Source organism: Lacunimicrobium album, from assembly GCF_052161635.1.
In the GTDB taxonomy this organism is placed as follows: Bacteria; Planctomycetota; Planctomycetia; order Planctomycetales; family Planctomycetaceae; genus SXPC01.
Window position 1 is genome coordinate 30139 of sequence record NZ_CP197413.1, and the last position, 16694, is coordinate 46832.

The window sequence follows — 16694 nt, forward strand, 5'->3', positions numbered from 1 at the left end:
CTTCCCCTCTTCTACCCGCCTCTCCTCCTTTCCCGTCCGAATTTCCCCTCCTGTTAATCTTTACCGATTAAGCAAATTGTTCCTGAAAAACTGATTTTGACGTGTCGGGTTAGCCGATATCTGATGCAGAGCATGCCCGTGCTCAGGTCCACCTGTCGACAGTCAGAACTCACCCGAGTCCTGACCCGATCGCGGACTGCCAGCAGGGTAAAGAAATGCCACAGCGACTGCAGACGATGACGGATCTGACCCAGGTTGATGCACCAAGCCAGGTTGACAGTCACTCATAGCAGTCACTCGTCCGACGAGGGACCGCAATCGCGATCATCAAAGAGAAATTGACTTCGTTCAACCTCTCTTCGACTTACCTGGTGCCAGTCCATCATGACACTGCAATTCGGATATCGATGTGCCCTGATTGCGGTCGTGGTCACGTTGATGAAAGCCTGCCTCCTCAAGATCGATTTGATCTCCGGAATGCAGGTCGCCTTGATCAACCTGATTATCTATTTCCTCCTCGGCATCGGAATCGGCTGGCTGTCACGCCATCTGGTTCATGAAACCGTCCAGACGGAAATGGCGATCAAGACCTCAACCATGACACTCGACATGTTCCTTCCCCCCACTTCTGACGGATGAATCACACACACCTCTCAGCGACTTCACCACCTCATTCGAAGTCACTGACCGATTCTTCCACGACCACACAGAAGTCTGATACTTCCCTCTCAACCACCACAAAATTGTCATAGACAGAGCATCGCGGAGACCGTCCATGGAGGAAAATATGACCACCAAGGTGACTGCTGATGTTACGGACGTCTGGCTGGAATTTAAGCAAGACCAGTCGAACAAACGACTCCGTAACAAACTCATCGAGCGTTACCTTCCGTTGGTTCGCTTCAACGCAGAAAGAGTCTGGCAGAAACTGCCGGATGGCGTTGATCTGAATGACCTGATCTCGGCCGGAGTCTTCGGCTTGATGGATGCCATCGAAGCCTTCGACCTCAGCCGCGGAGTGAAGTTCGAAACTTACTGCGTCCCCCGTATTCGCGGAGCCATGCTCGACGAACTGCGCACCATGGACTGGGTCCCACGCCTGGTCCGCAGTAAAGCCAGTAAAGTCGAAGCCGCTCGTAAACAGGTCGAAGCCGAAGTTGGTCGCACCCCGACCGACATCGAAATCGCAGCCAAACTGGGCCTGCCGACCGAAGAATACGAGAAGATGAAAACGGAAGCCTCCGCCGTCAACCTCGTCTCACTCAATAAGAAGTGGTACGAAACCGACAGCTATAAAGACGTCCGCGAAGTCGATATTCTCGAAGACGCCAAAGGCGAAGACCCCACCGGCGGTATCCAGAAACGCGACGTCATGAAACTGGTCACCAAAGGCCTGTCTCGTAACGAGCGTCTCATCATCATCCTCTATTACTACGAGGAACTGACGATGAAGGAAATCGGCACCACCCTGGGACTCTCCGAGTCGCGAGTCAGCCAGATGCACTCAGGCATCGTCAACCGCCTGAAAGATCAACTCCGACGCCGACGCCCAGAATTCGCCTAAATCTTACCCCCTCTCCCCCCGGGAGAGGGCTGGGGTGAGGGCTCTCGGGGCTCCTGATCATTCTCACTGAACGACCACAAACACAGCCTGGATGACCAAACGTCATCGAGGCTGTGTTTGTTTTTGCGCCCGCTGCTGCAACAGCGCCTGATACGCTTTCGCCCGATAAGCTTCAATCTGCGGCCGCTCGTACGTCGCCGGCGGCAGCCTCGCTAAAAGGGCATCGTACGCGCGCACGGCCTCTTCATAGCGTTCCAGATTCGCATACGTTCCAGCCAGTGTCTGTCCAAAATCCATCCGCAGCGGCTCAAGTTGACACGCCTTCTCGAAGTGCTTGATCGCGACATCAAACTTGCCAAACGCCATGTTGTAAGCTCCCAGATCATGCTGGATGTCACCATCACGCGGATTCAGATCCTGGGCTTTATAGAAATGCGTTCCCGCAAGATCCATCTTCCCGCTGATCGCATACAGCCGTCCCAGGCTCTCATGCGTAATCGCATCGCGATCATTGTACTTCAACGAAGTTTCCAGCGTTTCTCTCGCCAGATCGTACTGCCCCAGATCCTTCTGCGCATTCCCCACGTTCCGATAAACCTCCGCAAATTCCTGGTCAGGAGGCAATGGAATGATTCGCTTCAGCAGGTCCAGACCTCGCTCAAACGCGACGAGTGCCTTATCAGGCTGCTTGAAGACATTGTAGTAATGCCCCAGGTTGCGCCACGCCCGCTCATTATTCGGAGCAGCTTCAACGACACTCTGCCACAACGAAATCTCGTCTCGATAATCCAGATTCCGCTGGTAAGTCAAATACCCCAGACCCATCGTCCACGCCAGCATCACACAGCCATACCCGGTCACTCCAAAGTCAGGCAGACTCTCTCGAAACAACTTCGAAAGCCCAAGACAGATCAGCGCGACAACACTGATCAAAGGCAGATACATCCGATGCTCGAGCGCCATATCGTTGATCGGCATAATGCTCGACGTCGGCGCCAGTATGAAAAAGAAACTCAGGATCAAAAAACCCGCCGTCGCTCTCAACCAGCTCAGATACACACCGCAGGCAAACACACCCGCCAGGATCACACCCCAGGTGACATAGATCGCAGGATTACTCTGAACCAGCCAGCGATAATCCAGACACAACGGATCAGGCCAGACAGCCAGTTTCACGTAAAAAGGAATGATCTCCAGTTGTGTCCGAAAATACTCCCATTTCGTGAACCCCTCAAAATGAAACCCGGCAGAGACAGTCGGATCTTTGACCACTTCACTGGCACCACTACTACTCGCCACCGAAGAAACAGCCACCGTAACCGGTCGATTGAGAACCGGTACCAGCGCGTCATACAAACCATAAAACCCGACCAGCGTCAGCCCCGCATAAAACCACCACCGACGCGCAAGAATCTTCCCAACTGAAGGTTCCAGAAAAACATAGTCCAGCAGGATCGCAACGCCGGTCACCGTCACCATGACCTGCTTGCATCCCATTCCCAGCCACGCACAAACCAGCCCCGCCACCAGCCAGAGCTGATATCGCCCACCCTGTCGCCCACAATGTTGAACAGCATGAATCAGACACAACAGCGTCATGAGGAAGAACATCCCCATCATCGATTCGCAGCGCTGAATGACATACGTCACCGCCTGCGTATTCAGAGGATGCACCCCCCAGACAGATGCCACACTCAACGGCAGCATCCATCCCCAGACCGGCTGACGCTCGACCAGACCAGACAGCTTGATCTTCGTCAGTCGTCTCACGATCTCAAACAGCGTCAACACGGCGATCACATGGGCAAACAAATTCACCCAGTGATAACTCCACAACTGAAATCCGCTGATCTGGTAATTGCACCACAACGTCCAGCGAATAAACGGCCGATCAATCGCCGGTCGAAACAGACTCGGCATCTCCGGCTTAATGATCTCGGCACTATTCTTGATGAAAGGGTCATCATCAAAAATCGCGATCCCATCGTACGCATTGGAATAGGCCGCAACCGTCACGACGATGAGAAAAAAAGCACACAACCCCCATCGATTCCACGAGAATGAAGCCTCGGCTGGAATCAACGGCGTTCTCAAAGTCTCAGACGCCTCAGCGGTCGTCACGGCTGTTCTGGATTTGTGCTTGCTCATCAAGAATCATGATGAGATCAGACGTCAGACTTTGCAACGCAGACGATGCACATCCGTGGATGAAGAATCGGTGAAGTACACCTCTGCATCATCTCGTCACCATCAAACCGGCACTGCGACCTGACGGGTACATTCGGTGATCAGACCATAAAGACGCTGCTTATCAACCGGCTTGGTCAGATACTCCGTGCAACCAGCAGCCAGGCATTTATCCCGATCCCCCGTCATTGCATGAGCCGTCAACGCAATGATCGGAATCTCATAACCTTTTTGACGCAAAGTCGTCGAAGCCGTATACCCATCCATAATCGGCATCTGCATATCCATCAGCACCAGTTCGAACGGATTTCCAGCCAGCTCAGCCGCCTCGACTTCATCCACAGCAGACAGCCCATTGTCGACAACCGTGATCGTACAGCTCGCCTTCTTGAGCAGAAACGTCAGCAAACGCTGATTATCCAGCCCATCTTCTGCCAGCAGAACCCGGCAGTTCAACGCAGGCCCGTCTGTGTTCGGCTTCGGTGCAATCGGTGCAGCCACAGCATTCAACAGATGTTCGCTCAGACTCGGCACAGCAGCGACACTCGAATCATCCTCAGCTTGATAGCAGATCGTAGGAACCCGTTCACAGGCCATCGACACCACTTCGCCCACCGAAATCGTCACGATGAATTCACTACCCACATTCTGAACGCTGCTGACCTGAATGTCCCCACCCAGCATGTTCGCCAACCGCTTGCTGATCGCCAGCCCAAGACCCGTTCCGCCAAAGCGTCGCGTCATCGAATTGTCAGCCTGTGTAAACGGCTGGAACAGTTTGCTGATCTGGTCGGGCATCATACCTATGCCAGTATCTTTGATTCGGAATTCCAGGCTCGCCTGGTTTTGTCGTAGATCCAGACTATTCAGGATCCCGGTCGACCACACCATCCGAGTCGCAATCTCGACACATCCCGTCTCCGTGAACTTCACCGCATTTCCCAGCAGGTTCACCAGAATCTGTCGCAGACGCATCGGATCGGTCTGAATCATCGAAGGCAACTCACCATCAAACGTCGCCTTGAGAGTCAGCCCTTTCTCGACCGCACGGTTCTTCAGCAGCGTGACAATATCCTCGACAAGGTTCGAAGGAGAGCATTCAATCAGCTCAATATCCATCTTCCCCGCTTCAATCTTCGACAGATCAAGCAGATCGTTGATCAGGTTGAGCAGGTACTCTCCGTTACGCTTGATCGTCTGCAGATATTCAGCCGACGCCGGCGTATGCTCTTCTTCGAGCACGACATCCGTATAACCAAGGATCGCAGTCATCGGAGTACGGATTTCGTGGCTCATATTCGCCAGGAATTCACTCTTCGTACGAGTCGATTCTTCCGCACGCTGACGTGATTCCGCCAGCTCGTCCACCAGTTGAGACAGGTGACTGGCGTGAGCTTCTTCCTGTTCCTTGGCGTCTTTCAGTTCTTCCGTATAGCGCATCAGCTCCTGTTCGATTTCCTTACGACAGGTCACATTCTCAATCGTTCCCAGGTACACCGTCTCATCGGGCAGCTGCACCAGCTTCAGCCGGAATCGCAACCAGACAGGACCTTCTTCAATATGGCTCGTCGAACAGTATTCACCCAGGAAACAGCGATTTGCACTTTGTGAAAAGACAAACATCCTCTCTGCTTCCAAACGGTAATCCTGTCGAATCATGTCCGTCCAGTGCACCGGATTCTCGCTGCTCGCCCATTCGAAATCCGGAAACAGATTCTGCAGATATTTATTCGCACTGAGAACATTTCCCGTCAACGTCATTTCAAACGTCCCCAGCGGCAGCGCCTCGCTGATACAGCGCCGACGTTCTTCCTCACGTCGCGTTCCCGAAATCATCGCTTTCAAACAGGCCGTCTGACGTCGAGAGTTCTCAAGAAACTCATCAATCACTTCCATCGAGTTCTTACGGAAAAAGTGAATCAGCAGGCTCATCACCGTGCCCAGCAGCAGCAACTGGCAAATCAAAAGCAACGCCTCCTCGCGTGGAGCAATCCCATACAACCCAGCCGCTAAAGACAGACACCCAACCAGCGAAATCACGAGGTTGACCGTCGAAAGATGGATAATCCCCATCGACATCAGGCTCCCCATGAAAAACACCTCACTGGCCAGCGTTCCCGAGGTCACCACCAGCCGCGCATAAAGCGCGACATTGAGCATCGTCAGCAAATGCGTATGCCAGGAGACAGCCGTCGGGGCCGCCCAGGATTTCAAGACAAGTTCCAACAGCAGAAACAGCGAACACCCCATCAACATTTCAAAGATGGTAATGTGAGCAACCACAGCAGTCCGCGCACCAGGATCCAGTGACGCCAGGTTGAGCGCCACCAGACCGACATAAACCACAAACAGCAGCCGATTGACCAGCACCACACGCAATTGTGCCAGATTCAGAATTCGATTCCGCAGTGACGGAGTCGTCTCGCAGGTACAAGCTGCATCTGGACAGTCACTTGCATCTTGCAATGACCCGCACGAACCAACATCAGTGACGCATCGGGATTTCATAAAGTGATACTTCTCAGACGCAACTTACCCGAACCGGGTGAAAGCCAGGGAACCCCATACGCCTCCCCGACGTCATCGTCTGAAAAGGGAATCATCAAGTTTCTCTGGAGAGGAATGAAACGCGACAAACGAATTCCAGCATTTCGTATCAACTTGCCACATCGCTCTTTACGACTGGCATATCGTTCGAAATAATGAAAATTGCGCACGTTTCTTTCAGTAACCATAGGTTGCGTTTTGGAAACATCAGGCGTTTTGTCAGGGAAATCAATCTACTCGACGAATTCAGCATGAAAAATCGTCAGAGGCGGGATTTCCAGACTGAATACTTGTGATCCACCACCATCGCTGTTAGCCTGTTGATAACCGCAGATTCAAGACACCTGTCCCACCTCCTCTCGTTGCGACGCTTTGCCGATCGCGATCAATGCCATGATGGAATTGTCGGAATGAATGAGCTCAACAAGTCGGCTGAGCATTCCTCATATCGTGTTCGTCTTTTGCTCTTGAGCCTCACGGTTCTCGTAGCTGGCCTATTCACATTGCTCAGTCCAGAATCTGGATTCGCACAGACTCCCCCAGATGCCCCCGCTGCAGTCCCTGCACCGACCGGCTTTAAAGACGTCACTGCCTACCCACCCCTGCCAAAACCATTCTCTCGCGGGAATTTCACCCCTCAGGGCGGCAGCAAAACAGGCCCGTACCTCAACTTCTTTATCCTGGCCTTCCTGACCGCGATTTTCCTCCTGTGGTCATGGTCGACCAGCTGGGCCTATAAAGACGGCAAAGCCCTCAAACTCAACACCGACCAGTGGTGCAGCATCATGCTCGTCGCTGGCTTCGTCACCTTATTACTGGCCTTCCAGCTTCCCAATGCCATTCTGGCCTGCCTGGTCGCCGTCCTCGGATACGCAGTCCCCATCGGCGTCTACGTCAAAGAGCGAAACGACGTCGTCCCCGAATCTGCCAAGGTCCTGACCCCCAAACACATTCGCAATCTCTCGATCCGCTTCCTCGCCCGCATGGGGATCCGCGTCGGAACCACCAAAGCCATGGAATCTGCCATCGGCCCACCGATCTCCTTCATCGGGAAATCAGCCTCCGGCCCAGACCGCGGTGCTGACCGCAATCGACAGGTCGAAACGTCTCGTGGCTATCTGTCTGCCAAAGAACTCATTTACGACGCCATTCTCCGACGCGCAACCGACGTCCACCTCGAACCCAAAGAAGACGAAGTCTCCGTCCGCCTGCGGATCGACGGCATGATGTACCCGACCGAGCCCTACGACAAAGGCACCGGCGAAGCCATCATCAACATCTTCAAAGTCCTCTCCGCCATGGACATCACCGAACGACGTCGTCCTCAGGACGGCTCGTTCCGAGCCGAAATGGACCTCCGGGAAATCGACTTCCGCGTCGCGACGCAGGGAACCCGCTTCGGCGAAAAAATGGTCATGCGTATTCTCGACCAGGGCAACTCGGTCACCAGCCTCGCCCAGCTCGGTATGCGTAAGCAGGTCCAGGAACGCCTCGCCAAGGTCATCTCTCAACCGCACGGACTCTTCCTCGCCAGTGGACCGACCGGGGCAGGTAAGTCGACGACGCTGTACTCGGCGCTCCACGAAATCGACGCGATGCAGACCAACATCATCACCGTCGAAGACCCCATCGAATACAAGATGGCCAACGTCACTCAGATCGAGATCAACAAGAAGTCCGGACAGTCCTTCGCCACTGCACTCCGCAGTATCCTGCGTCAAGACCCCGATGTCGTCATGATCGGCGAAATTCGAGACAACGAAACCGCAGGCATCGCCTGTCAGGCCGCCAACACCGGTCACATGGTCTTCTCGACCGTCCACGCCAACGACACCTTCTCCGCCCTCTTCCGCATGCTCGAACTGGGCGTCGAAACCTACGTCGTCGCAGACTCAGTTTCAGCCATCGTCGGCCAGCGCCTCGCTCGACGTCTCTGTCCGGATTGCAAACTCCCTTATAAGCCAAACCCCGAGTCTCTCAAGGCAGCCAACATCTCGACCACCAAGATCGAGAACTTCTTCAAGCCGCCCACCGATCGAGAACTCGATTGCACAACCTGCGGCAACCTCGGCTACAAAGGCCGTGTCGGAGTCTATGAGTTCCTCGAAGTCAACGACCGCATTCGTGACCTCGTCCGCGAAAAAGCACCGATGAACACAATGAAAGCCGAAGCCCGCAAAAACGGAATGCTCTCGATGAAAGAAGAAGGCCTCCGCCTCGTCGTCTCCGGCCTGACCTCGATCGACGAACTCCTCCGAGTCGTCAAATAACCATTCATTCTATTCTCCATCCTTTTAACTGAGCCCTGAGTCCAACTCATGATCGACCTCCTGTTACTTGTGATCCTCGGCGTTGTCACGTGGTGCGTGGCCAGCGAAGGACCCTGGGGAGCAGCCTTCACCTTGATCATCGTCCTGATCTCAGGATTACTGGCGATGAACTTCTTCGAGCCCCTCGCCGTCGTCCTCGAAAAGACCCTCGAACTGGGAAGCGACTGGAAGGCCCGCTGGGACTTCATTGCTCTTTCCCTCCTGTTCGCAGGGGGAATCTTCGGACTCCGCGCCGCCACCGATTACCTCCACCCGGGCTTCATTCCCGTCCATCCACTGCTTCACGACGGACTCCGCTGGGGAGCAGGCCTCCTCACCGGCTATGTCACCATGGCCATCCTCCTAACCTTCGTTCACACCGCATCACTCCCCCGTGACTTCCTCGGCTTCAAACCCGAACGCAAAAACCTGCTCGGCATCGCCGCTCCCGACCACCAATGGCTCGGCTTCGTCCAATACGTCTCCGAGAATGGCATGTCCCGCGGTAAAAATGGCCCGATCTTCGATGGCCCCGAATACGCCGTCATCGCCGGCCAACCCCCTCAAATCTGGCCATCCTTCCCTATCCGCTACGCCTACCGCCGCGAACAAATCGCCGGCGGATCTCAAGCCGCCGCACCGGTCGACCCACTGCAGCAAATGCAACCCGTCAACCGCCGCCCCGCCCCCGGCTCCGGCTTCTGATACCGATCTAAGAATGAGACTGACATAAGAACCATGAAAATGACCTGCGAATGATGATCTTCGAACCCACATTCGTCTCCCCGCTCCCATCGCTGGCCCAGTCAGCCAGAGCGGCTCGACTCAATGTGGCTCGTCTCCTCCTCATCATCGTTGCCCTCGTCAGCTTCGTCGAAGCAGGCCTTTCCTACCGCGCGAACCTGAGAGAAATCGACCGCGGACTCGCCGGCGAAGTCCAGGCACTCCGCGACAACGGTTACTTCGTCGACCAGGCCCAACTCGCCCAGACGCGCGAACGCATGCGCAAAGTCGCTCACCTCAACTTCGCGATCTTCGCGACCCTCTCAACCATCTATCTCTTTTCGGGCCTCTTCATCGCCAGCGCCCCCGTCGCGCTGCCACTCCTCTCGCTCATCCTATACATCTCGTCCTGGGCCATCTTCTGCGTCATGGACCCCGCAAATCTCTTCCAGTCGATCGTCATCAAGCTCCTGGTCATCCCCTTCCTCTTTCGCATCTGCCTCACCGGTTATGCCTTCACCAAAGGCGAACAGACCAGCGAACTCGACTCGCTTCACACCTCCCGCCGCGGACGCCCCACAGGCTTCCTCATCGTCCTCCTCGCCTACGGCATCCTTCTCTTCTCTACCGTCATCACTTTCCTCTCTCTGACCCTTCAGGAAACCTACAACTACGACATCGACGAAACCGCCATGTTCCTCGGCTCCGGCGCCTTCTGCATCACTCTCGTCGCCTTGACCTCGTATCTCGTCGCACCCGTCCCCAAACTCCCCGCACGTTCCGATCTCTCCAAACGCCTCGCCTGGTCCCTCGCGTTACCCGCCGTCGCCGCCTCGGTCGCCTTGAGCATCAGCTACACCAATCTCCTCAACAGCTATTTTCAAATCCCCACCACCTACACCCTCGGCTCCCTCTTCGCCAGCAATCCCCTCTACATCCTTCTCTTCTACTGCCTCCTCCCCGCGACCTATGAAGAATTCTTCTTCCGCCGCAACATGCTCAACTACATCGTCCCGATGACGAATCCCCATACCGCCATCTGGCTCGTCGCCGCCGCCTTCGGCATGTCCCACCTCGGCCAGATCTTCTCGATCCCCTACCTCATCGTCGCGGGTGCCCTCTTCGGCTACCTCCGTTATTACTCCCGCTCGATGACACTCCCGATCATCGCCCACACCATCCACAACTCCGCCATCTTCCTGTGGCACTTTTCTCATACACCCTGATCTCTTTGATCCTGAGCGAGGCTCCCGTGGACATCGCCGACGAACTCAAACCTCACCTGGCCGCCGCCCGCGCCACCTACAGCGAAAGCGAAGTCCACGCTTTCCCCTCCCGCGAAGGCGCCAAGCTCTCCTGGTCCGAACGCCTCAACCACTTCTGGACCTCCGCCAACAATCAGGCCGGCGTCATCATCACCCCCGAAGGCCTCGCCCTCAAACAAGGTAACATCCTCGGCTACGCATCCTGGTCCGAAATCCAGCGCGTCTCCTACCGCGAACACAAAGCCTTCCAACTCACCGACCCCAACAACCACCTCACCCTCACCGTCCCCGGCTGCGACATTCACCTCCCCGACATCTACACCACAACCCTGGAAAACCTCCACCAACTCATCCTCAAACACTGGTCCCCCTCCCTTCTCCCCCCGGGAGAAGGTGGCAGCGCTTCGCTGACGGATGAGGGAATCGCGCCAGTAACCTTTCTATAAACTAACGGACTTCACGAGGGCAGCTCGATACTTCATTCCGAACGTCCCCTCTCCCTTGAGGAGAGCCGTCTTTCGTCCCTTCTCCCTTGATGTGGAAGCAAGGAGTTCGCTCTCGCCAATCAGGCGAGAGTGAACGACGCGGTAGTCTTCTCAGGAATGGTGCCCGAAGGGCGGATGAGGGTGGCGCATAGGCACTCACCCGCCCCCAATTCTTCGCGAAACATCAGACAAAATCCCTCTCCGCCCCCGCATCCTTCCGCCCCGCGCCGGAAATCCATAAAATGAACGCTCACTCCGTCCTTCGTCTTTGAGGTGGAAGTAAGGCGACCCGCTCCCCCTCAACCCAAAAACAAAAAACATCCCCTCACCCTCGGTGACACCCTGTGTTCCCCGTGGTGAACCCTCCCCAAATATCAAAGGCTCCTCCATGTCCCAGTTCCGCACCGAAGTCGACTCCATGGGCGAAGTCAAAGTCCCCGCCCAGGCCTACTACTCCGCTCAAACCCAGCGCGCCGTCGAAAACTTCCCCATCTCCGGCTGGCCCCTCCACTCTGACCTCATCCACGCCATGGGCCTCGTCAAATACGCCTGCGGCATCGCCAACCGCGACCTCGGCAAACTGACCGGCACCGGCAAGAACCCCCTCAGCGACGCCCAGGTCCAGGCCATGCTGACCGCCGCTCAGGAAGTCGCAGCCGGCAAGTTCGACAACCAGTTCCCCATCGACGTCTTCCAGACAGGCTCGGGCACCTCGTCGAACATGAACGTCAACGAAGTCATCTCCAACCGCGCCATCGAAATCATGGGCGGCGACCGCTTCGACGCCAAGAAACCGATTCACCCCAACGACCACGTCAACATGGGCCAGTCCACCAACGACACCTTCCCGACCGCGATCCATGTCGCCGTCGGCATTGCGATCAAAGAAAAACTGATCCCCGCCCTCCAGTCCTTCCACAAGGTCCTCGACGACAAAGCCCGCGCCTGGGACAAGATCATCAAGATCGGCCGCACTCACCTCGCCGACGCCACCCCGATCCGCCTCGGCCAGGAATTCTCCGGCTTCGCTAGACAACTCGAAATGTCCCTCGACCGCGCCGAACTGGCCCTCTCCAGCATCCTCGAACTCCCCGTCGGCGGCACAGCCGTCGGCACCGGCATCAACACCCATCCCGAGTTCGGCGACCGCGTCGCCAAGGTCCTCGCAGAACAGACCAAGATCGATTTCGTCGAAGCCGTCAACCACTTCGAAGGCAACGCCCAGCGCGACGGCCTCGTCGAATGCCACGCCCTCCTCAAGACCATCGCCAACACCCTCTTCAACGTCTCCAACAACATCCGCTGGCTCGGCTCCGGCCCACGCTGCGGCTTCTACGAAGTCAAACTCCCCGACCGCCAACCCGGCTCCTCGATCATGCCCGGCAAGGTCAACCCCGTCATGTGCGAATCCATGATGCAGGTCACTGCAAGAGTCATCGGCAACGACCAGACCCTGACCATGTGCGGCGCCACCGGCGGCCAGTTCCAACTCAACATCATGATGCCCGTCATGGGCCAGACCACCCTCGAATCGATCATGCTCCTGTCCAACTGCACCAACGCCTTCGTCGAATTCTGCGCCATCGAAATGGAAGCCAACGAAGAAGCCTGCGAAGCCAGCGTCGAAAAATCCCTCGCCATGGTCACCAGCCTCAACCCCCACATCGGCTACGAAAAAGCCGCCAAACTCGCCAAAGAAGCGTTTGCCAGCGGTCAGACGATTCGGGAACTCTGCATCGAGCAAAAAATCCTGGAAGAGGCGGTGCTGAATGAGGCACTCAATCCAATGAGCATGACGGAGCCGCATTGATTCGCAGTTAAGGGAAATTCCACTTGTCAGACAAAAAATGTAAGACTCGTATTGCTTGGTGGAACACTGGACTATCGCCATCGAAAGGACAACGAAAGCACAACCTGACCAAGCAAATCTTGATCGTTGTTGAAGAGCTCTTCAATAACAAGATGATTGACCTCGTTGTATTGGCTGAAGTATCGCCAGATGACATCATCTGGCTTGCGCAGAACCTGTCGATCAGCGTAAGGACGATTGTCGAAGATGATCGAAAAGTTGGAATTGGCGTTCTTTATAGATCGGAAAACATTTCAATTTCCGATCCATTTCCAGTGAGACTGACCTGCAAATTCAATGAGAATGACCTCACCAAAATGTTGCGGATCTCATTCGTCTCACACGGTCGGCATAAGGTTACGTTGTATATGTGCCACTGGCCATCTCGGCTCAAAGACGACGTTAATCGTCCCAAACGAGAAGAGTTGGCGAAATTTTTACGATCTCAAATCGACAGTGATTTAGAAAAAGCCCAGCAAGAAAATCACCTATTGGTCATTGGTGACTTTAATGCTGAGCCCTTTGACAAGGAATTGAGTGAAATTCTGAAAACGTCAAGAGATCGCAAAAAAGTGGTTAAAAAACGCTCGCTTCTATATAATCCATTTTGGCGAGCACTTGGAGAACGAACCACGGATCTCAATCGCAGCCCAAGATTTTCCGTAGGCACTTATTTTTATGATGATCATTGGTTAACAACTGGATTTTTATTTGATCAAGCCATGGTAAGCAGTTCACTCGTGACTGGAACTGATTTTATTCTGAATGAAGACGAAACACAGATCTACGAAACAGAACAATTGGCATCGAAAAACTTTTCTGGAATCGCAAAAGGGTTCGATCATTTACCAATCGTTGTTTCACTGCAAGCACAAATGGTTAAAGGTTAGTGCATGATTGATTTTGCAAAAGCCATCGAAAAGGGCCTGTCAAATTCCGAAATCACCAGGCGGAATCGCCGGGAGATTGAGGAAGTTATTGCTCAATTATCCTCACAGCTATCTGAACACACCAAAGGTAGTATCAAAAAAGTAGAGATGAGAGCCCGCGTCGATTATATCGACGATGATAAGTCGCATCCTATTCGATCATACGATGCCATTGTCGCAACGAATGATCGAGGTAATGCGATCGCGCTTTGCGAAATTCGTCTCGGCGAAGCAGTCTATCCAGCGATCATCGAATATGGGCGACGAATTGTCAGCTGCCACTCCAGGAACGATTTCGAACAAGCGGTCGTCGAACTTCTCGAAGATCCAACGACTGGCGAGAAGGTTTTCTCGCTGCTTAATTCTACTGACGATTAGCGATCATGTCCTCCGTGGTTAAACCTCTCCAGCATCCCTCCAAGACCCATGCCCACCCCCCGCCGCGCCCTCCCCACCGACATCCCCCGCATGATCGCCCTCTACCGCGACACCATCCACCGCGTCAACGCGCAGCACTACACCCCCGCCCAACTCGCCGCCTGGGCGCCTGACGTCATCGACGAAGCCGCCTGGCAAACCCGTACCGCCAATTATCACGTCCTTCTCACAGAAGACGACACCGGCCACCTCACCGGCTTCGCAGAACTCGGAGACGCCGGTTACATCGACTGCTTCTTCGTCAGCGCCGGCCACCAGCGCACCGGCCTCGGCCGCACCCTCATGACCCACCTCGAACAACTCGCCCGCTCCCGCGGCGACACCCAGCTCCACGCCAACGTCAGCATCACCGCCAAACCTTTCTTCGAACACCACGGCTTCACGGTCATCACCCCGCAACAAGTCACCCTCCGCCACCAAACCTTCAAAAACTACCGCATGCAAAAACCACTCACATAACCTCCCTTCTCCCCCCGGGAGAAGGTGCCGAAGGCGGATGAGGGCATCGCGCCAACAAGCCTTCTATAAATTCAAAAGACATCCGAAGGCGCCCTCCCACCCCATTCCCAAGTCCCCTCTCCCTTGAGGGGAGCTACATTCCGTCCCTTCTCCCTTGAGGGGAGAAGGTGCCCGAAGGGCGGATGAGGGTGAGCGCTAGGCACAAATCGACGCCCATTGCCCCAAACGCCGCCATGCCATCTCGCTCCTCTCTTATCCGCGTCAATCTGCGTACATCTGCGGTTCATTTCCCTTCTTCCCCCCGCTTCCCACGAACACTCCCCCCCTCTCCTGCGGTTACATCTTCCAAACACCGTCCACCTCCCCGATCTCGCTCCCTCGGAAGGCCAAACGACATGTCGAAAGTCCTGCTCACTTTCCTGCTGTTTCTCTCCCTCGCATCCCCCACACTTGCCGACGAGTTCTCCGAGATCGGCGTCAACCTCGCCGGCGGCGAGTTCGGCAAAGGCCTCGGCGTCTTCAACAAGGATTACACCTACCCGACGTCCAAGCAGTTCGATTACTGCCAGTCCAAAGGCATCTCGATCGTCCGCGTCCCCTTCAAGTGGGAACGCGTCCAACCCAAACTCATGGACCCGCTCAACGACGACGAAGTCAAACGCCTCCAGGCCGTCATCGACCTCGGCAAACAGCGAGGCATCCTCGTCCTCCTCGATATGCACAACTACGCCCGCTACAACGGCAAACTGATCGGCACCGAAGACGTCCCCAACACCGCCTATGCCGACGTTTGGCAGAAGCTCGCGACGGCCTTCAAAGCCGAGGGTGACCGTCTCGCCTACGGCATCATGAACGAACCCCACGGCACCAAAGGTCTCTGGCCCGCCGCCGCTCAGGCTGCCGTCGACGCGATCCGCTCTGTCGACCAGACGCATTTCATCACCGTCAACGGCGATGGCTACAGCGGCGCCCACTCCTGGCGCAAGCTCAACGAAACCCTCCTCCTCAACGACCCAGCCGACAAACTCATCTACGAAGCCCACCAGTACTTCGACCACAACAACTCCGGCACCTACACCAAGACCTACGACACCGACGGCGTCACTCCCGAAACCGGCGTCAAACGCCTCCAGCCCTTCTTCGACTGGCTCAAAGAACACAACAAACGCGGCATGATCGGCGAGTTCGGCATCCCCGACAACGACCCCCGCTGGCTCGTCGTCATGGACAACGCACTGGCTGCCATGAAAAAGCACAACGTCGGCGGCACCTACTGGGCAGCCGGCGGCTGGTGGGGCAAGTATCCCCTCAGCATCGAACCCAAAGACGGCCAGGACCGCCCCCAGATGGCCGTCCTCGACTACTACCTCAGCGAATCACCCGACTCCTCGAAGAAGCCCTGGCTCGGAGCCGCCCGCCTCGCTGATACCGACGCCGAAAAGGCCCGCCAGGACGACGCAACCCTCGGCAAACGCATCTACGACTTCCGCGACAAAGCCGAGTCCTACCACTACAAAAACGAAGAATCGACCTTCACCAGCGAACTCTCAACCGAAGGCGAAACCAGATCCCGCATCATCAAGATTCGCCACAATGGCAACCCTGCCTACATCGGCCTCGGCCTGTACTTCGGCACTCTGAAACTCACGGGCACAACCCAGTTCATCCTCGAAGCAAAAGCCGAAACTCCCTGCTCCCTCGAAGTCAAAATCCACACCACCACCGGCAAGAAATACTCCCACTCCTACAACATCACCCAGGACTGGCAGCCCCTCAACATCCCCTTCACCGACTTCCAAAACAATTCCGATTCCCTCGCCACCACCGACCAGATCCAGAAAATCGAACTCCAACCCTCCACCACCAAAACCGGCAACAAGATCTACCTGACCACCTTCCGCCTCAAGTAACATCAGCACCAACAAAAACGGAAAAGGCC

General features: G+C 55.6%; 13 protein-coding genes. 11 read left to right on the forward strand and 2 right to left on the reverse strand.

Annotation, left to right across the window (positions count from 1 at the left end; genetic code table 11):
* The first annotated feature begins 384 nt into the window (after positions 1 to 384).
* Positions 385 to 639, forward strand: a complete 255-nt coding sequence (locus SH248x_RS00130) for a hypothetical protein (protein WP_459556478.1) — start codon at positions 385 to 387, stop codon at positions 637 to 639.
* Between the two features lie 148 nt (positions 640 to 787).
* Positions 788 to 1564, forward strand: coding sequence for a FliA/WhiG family RNA polymerase sigma factor (locus SH248x_RS00135; protein WP_459556479.1), 777 nt, complete (start codon positions 788 to 790; stop codon positions 1562 to 1564).
* Between the two features lie 102 nt (positions 1565 to 1666).
* Here SH248x_RS00135 and SH248x_RS00140 read toward each other — a convergent pair whose 3' ends face one another.
* Together SH248x_RS00140 and SH248x_RS00145 are read right to left on the reverse strand one after the other, a co-directional pair.
* Positions 1667 to 3712 carry a tetratricopeptide repeat protein gene (locus tag SH248x_RS00140; RefSeq protein WP_459556480.1) on the reverse strand — a complete coding sequence of 682 codons (2046 nt, stop codon included), beginning with the start codon at positions 3710 to 3712 and terminating at the stop codon, positions 1667 to 1669.
* Positions 3713 to 3814: 102 nt separating this feature from the next.
* Complete coding sequence (locus SH248x_RS00145; RefSeq protein ID WP_459556481.1) at positions 3815 to 6259, reverse strand: ATP-binding protein; 2445 nt, start codon at positions 6257 to 6259, stop codon at positions 3815 to 3817.
* Between the two features lie 449 nt (positions 6260 to 6708).
* Here SH248x_RS00145 and SH248x_RS00150 point away from each other — a divergent pair, with 449 nt between their 5' ends.
* The 9 genes from SH248x_RS00150 (at position 6709) to SH248x_RS00190 (ending at position 16665) form a co-directional block, all read left to right on the forward strand.
* Positions 6709 to 8568: a GspE/PulE family protein gene (locus SH248x_RS00150; RefSeq protein ID WP_459556482.1), complete on the forward strand. Its 1860-nt coding sequence runs from the start codon at positions 6709 to 6711 to the stop codon at positions 8566 to 8568.
* A gap of 48 nt (positions 8569 to 8616) precedes the next feature.
* Complete coding sequence (locus SH248x_RS00155) at positions 8617 to 9312, forward strand: CvpA family protein (protein WP_459556483.1); 696 nt, start codon at positions 8617 to 8619, stop codon at positions 9310 to 9312.
* A 50-nt stretch (positions 9313 to 9362) separates the two neighbouring features.
* Positions 9363 to 10556, forward strand: a complete 1194-nt coding sequence (locus SH248x_RS00160) for a CPBP family intramembrane glutamic endopeptidase (RefSeq protein ID WP_459556484.1) — start codon at positions 9363 to 9365, stop codon at positions 10554 to 10556.
* 26 nt (positions 10557 to 10582) lie between these two features.
* Positions 10583 to 11041, forward strand: coding sequence for a hypothetical protein (locus SH248x_RS00165; RefSeq protein WP_459556485.1), 459 nt, complete (start codon positions 10583 to 10585; stop codon positions 11039 to 11041).
* A gap of 427 nt (positions 11042 to 11468) precedes the next feature.
* The gene (locus SH248x_RS00170; protein WP_459556486.1) at positions 11469 to 12890 is read left to right on the forward strand and encodes a class II fumarate hydratase; all 1422 of its coding nucleotides are present in this window, start codon (positions 11469 to 11471) and stop codon (positions 12888 to 12890) included.
* Between the two features lie 23 nt (positions 12891 to 12913).
* Entirely contained in the window at positions 12914 to 13819 is a 906-nt protein-coding gene (locus SH248x_RS00175) for an endonuclease/exonuclease/phosphatase family protein (RefSeq protein WP_459556487.1), read from the forward strand.
* Positions 13820 to 13966: 147 nt separating this feature from the next.
* Entirely contained in the window at positions 13967 to 14236 is a 270-nt protein-coding gene (locus SH248x_RS00180; protein WP_459556488.1) for a hypothetical protein, read from the forward strand.
* Between the two features lie 48 nt (positions 14237 to 14284).
* Positions 14285 to 14755, forward strand: coding sequence for a GNAT family protein (locus SH248x_RS00185; RefSeq protein WP_459556489.1), 471 nt, complete (start codon positions 14285 to 14287; stop codon positions 14753 to 14755).
* Positions 14756 to 15150: 395 nt separating this feature from the next.
* On the forward strand, positions 15151 to 16665 hold the full coding sequence (locus SH248x_RS00190; RefSeq protein ID WP_459556490.1) for a glycoside hydrolase family 5 protein: 1515 nt from the start codon (positions 15151 to 15153) through the stop codon (positions 16663 to 16665).
* Positions 16666 to 16694 lie beyond the last annotated feature (29 nt).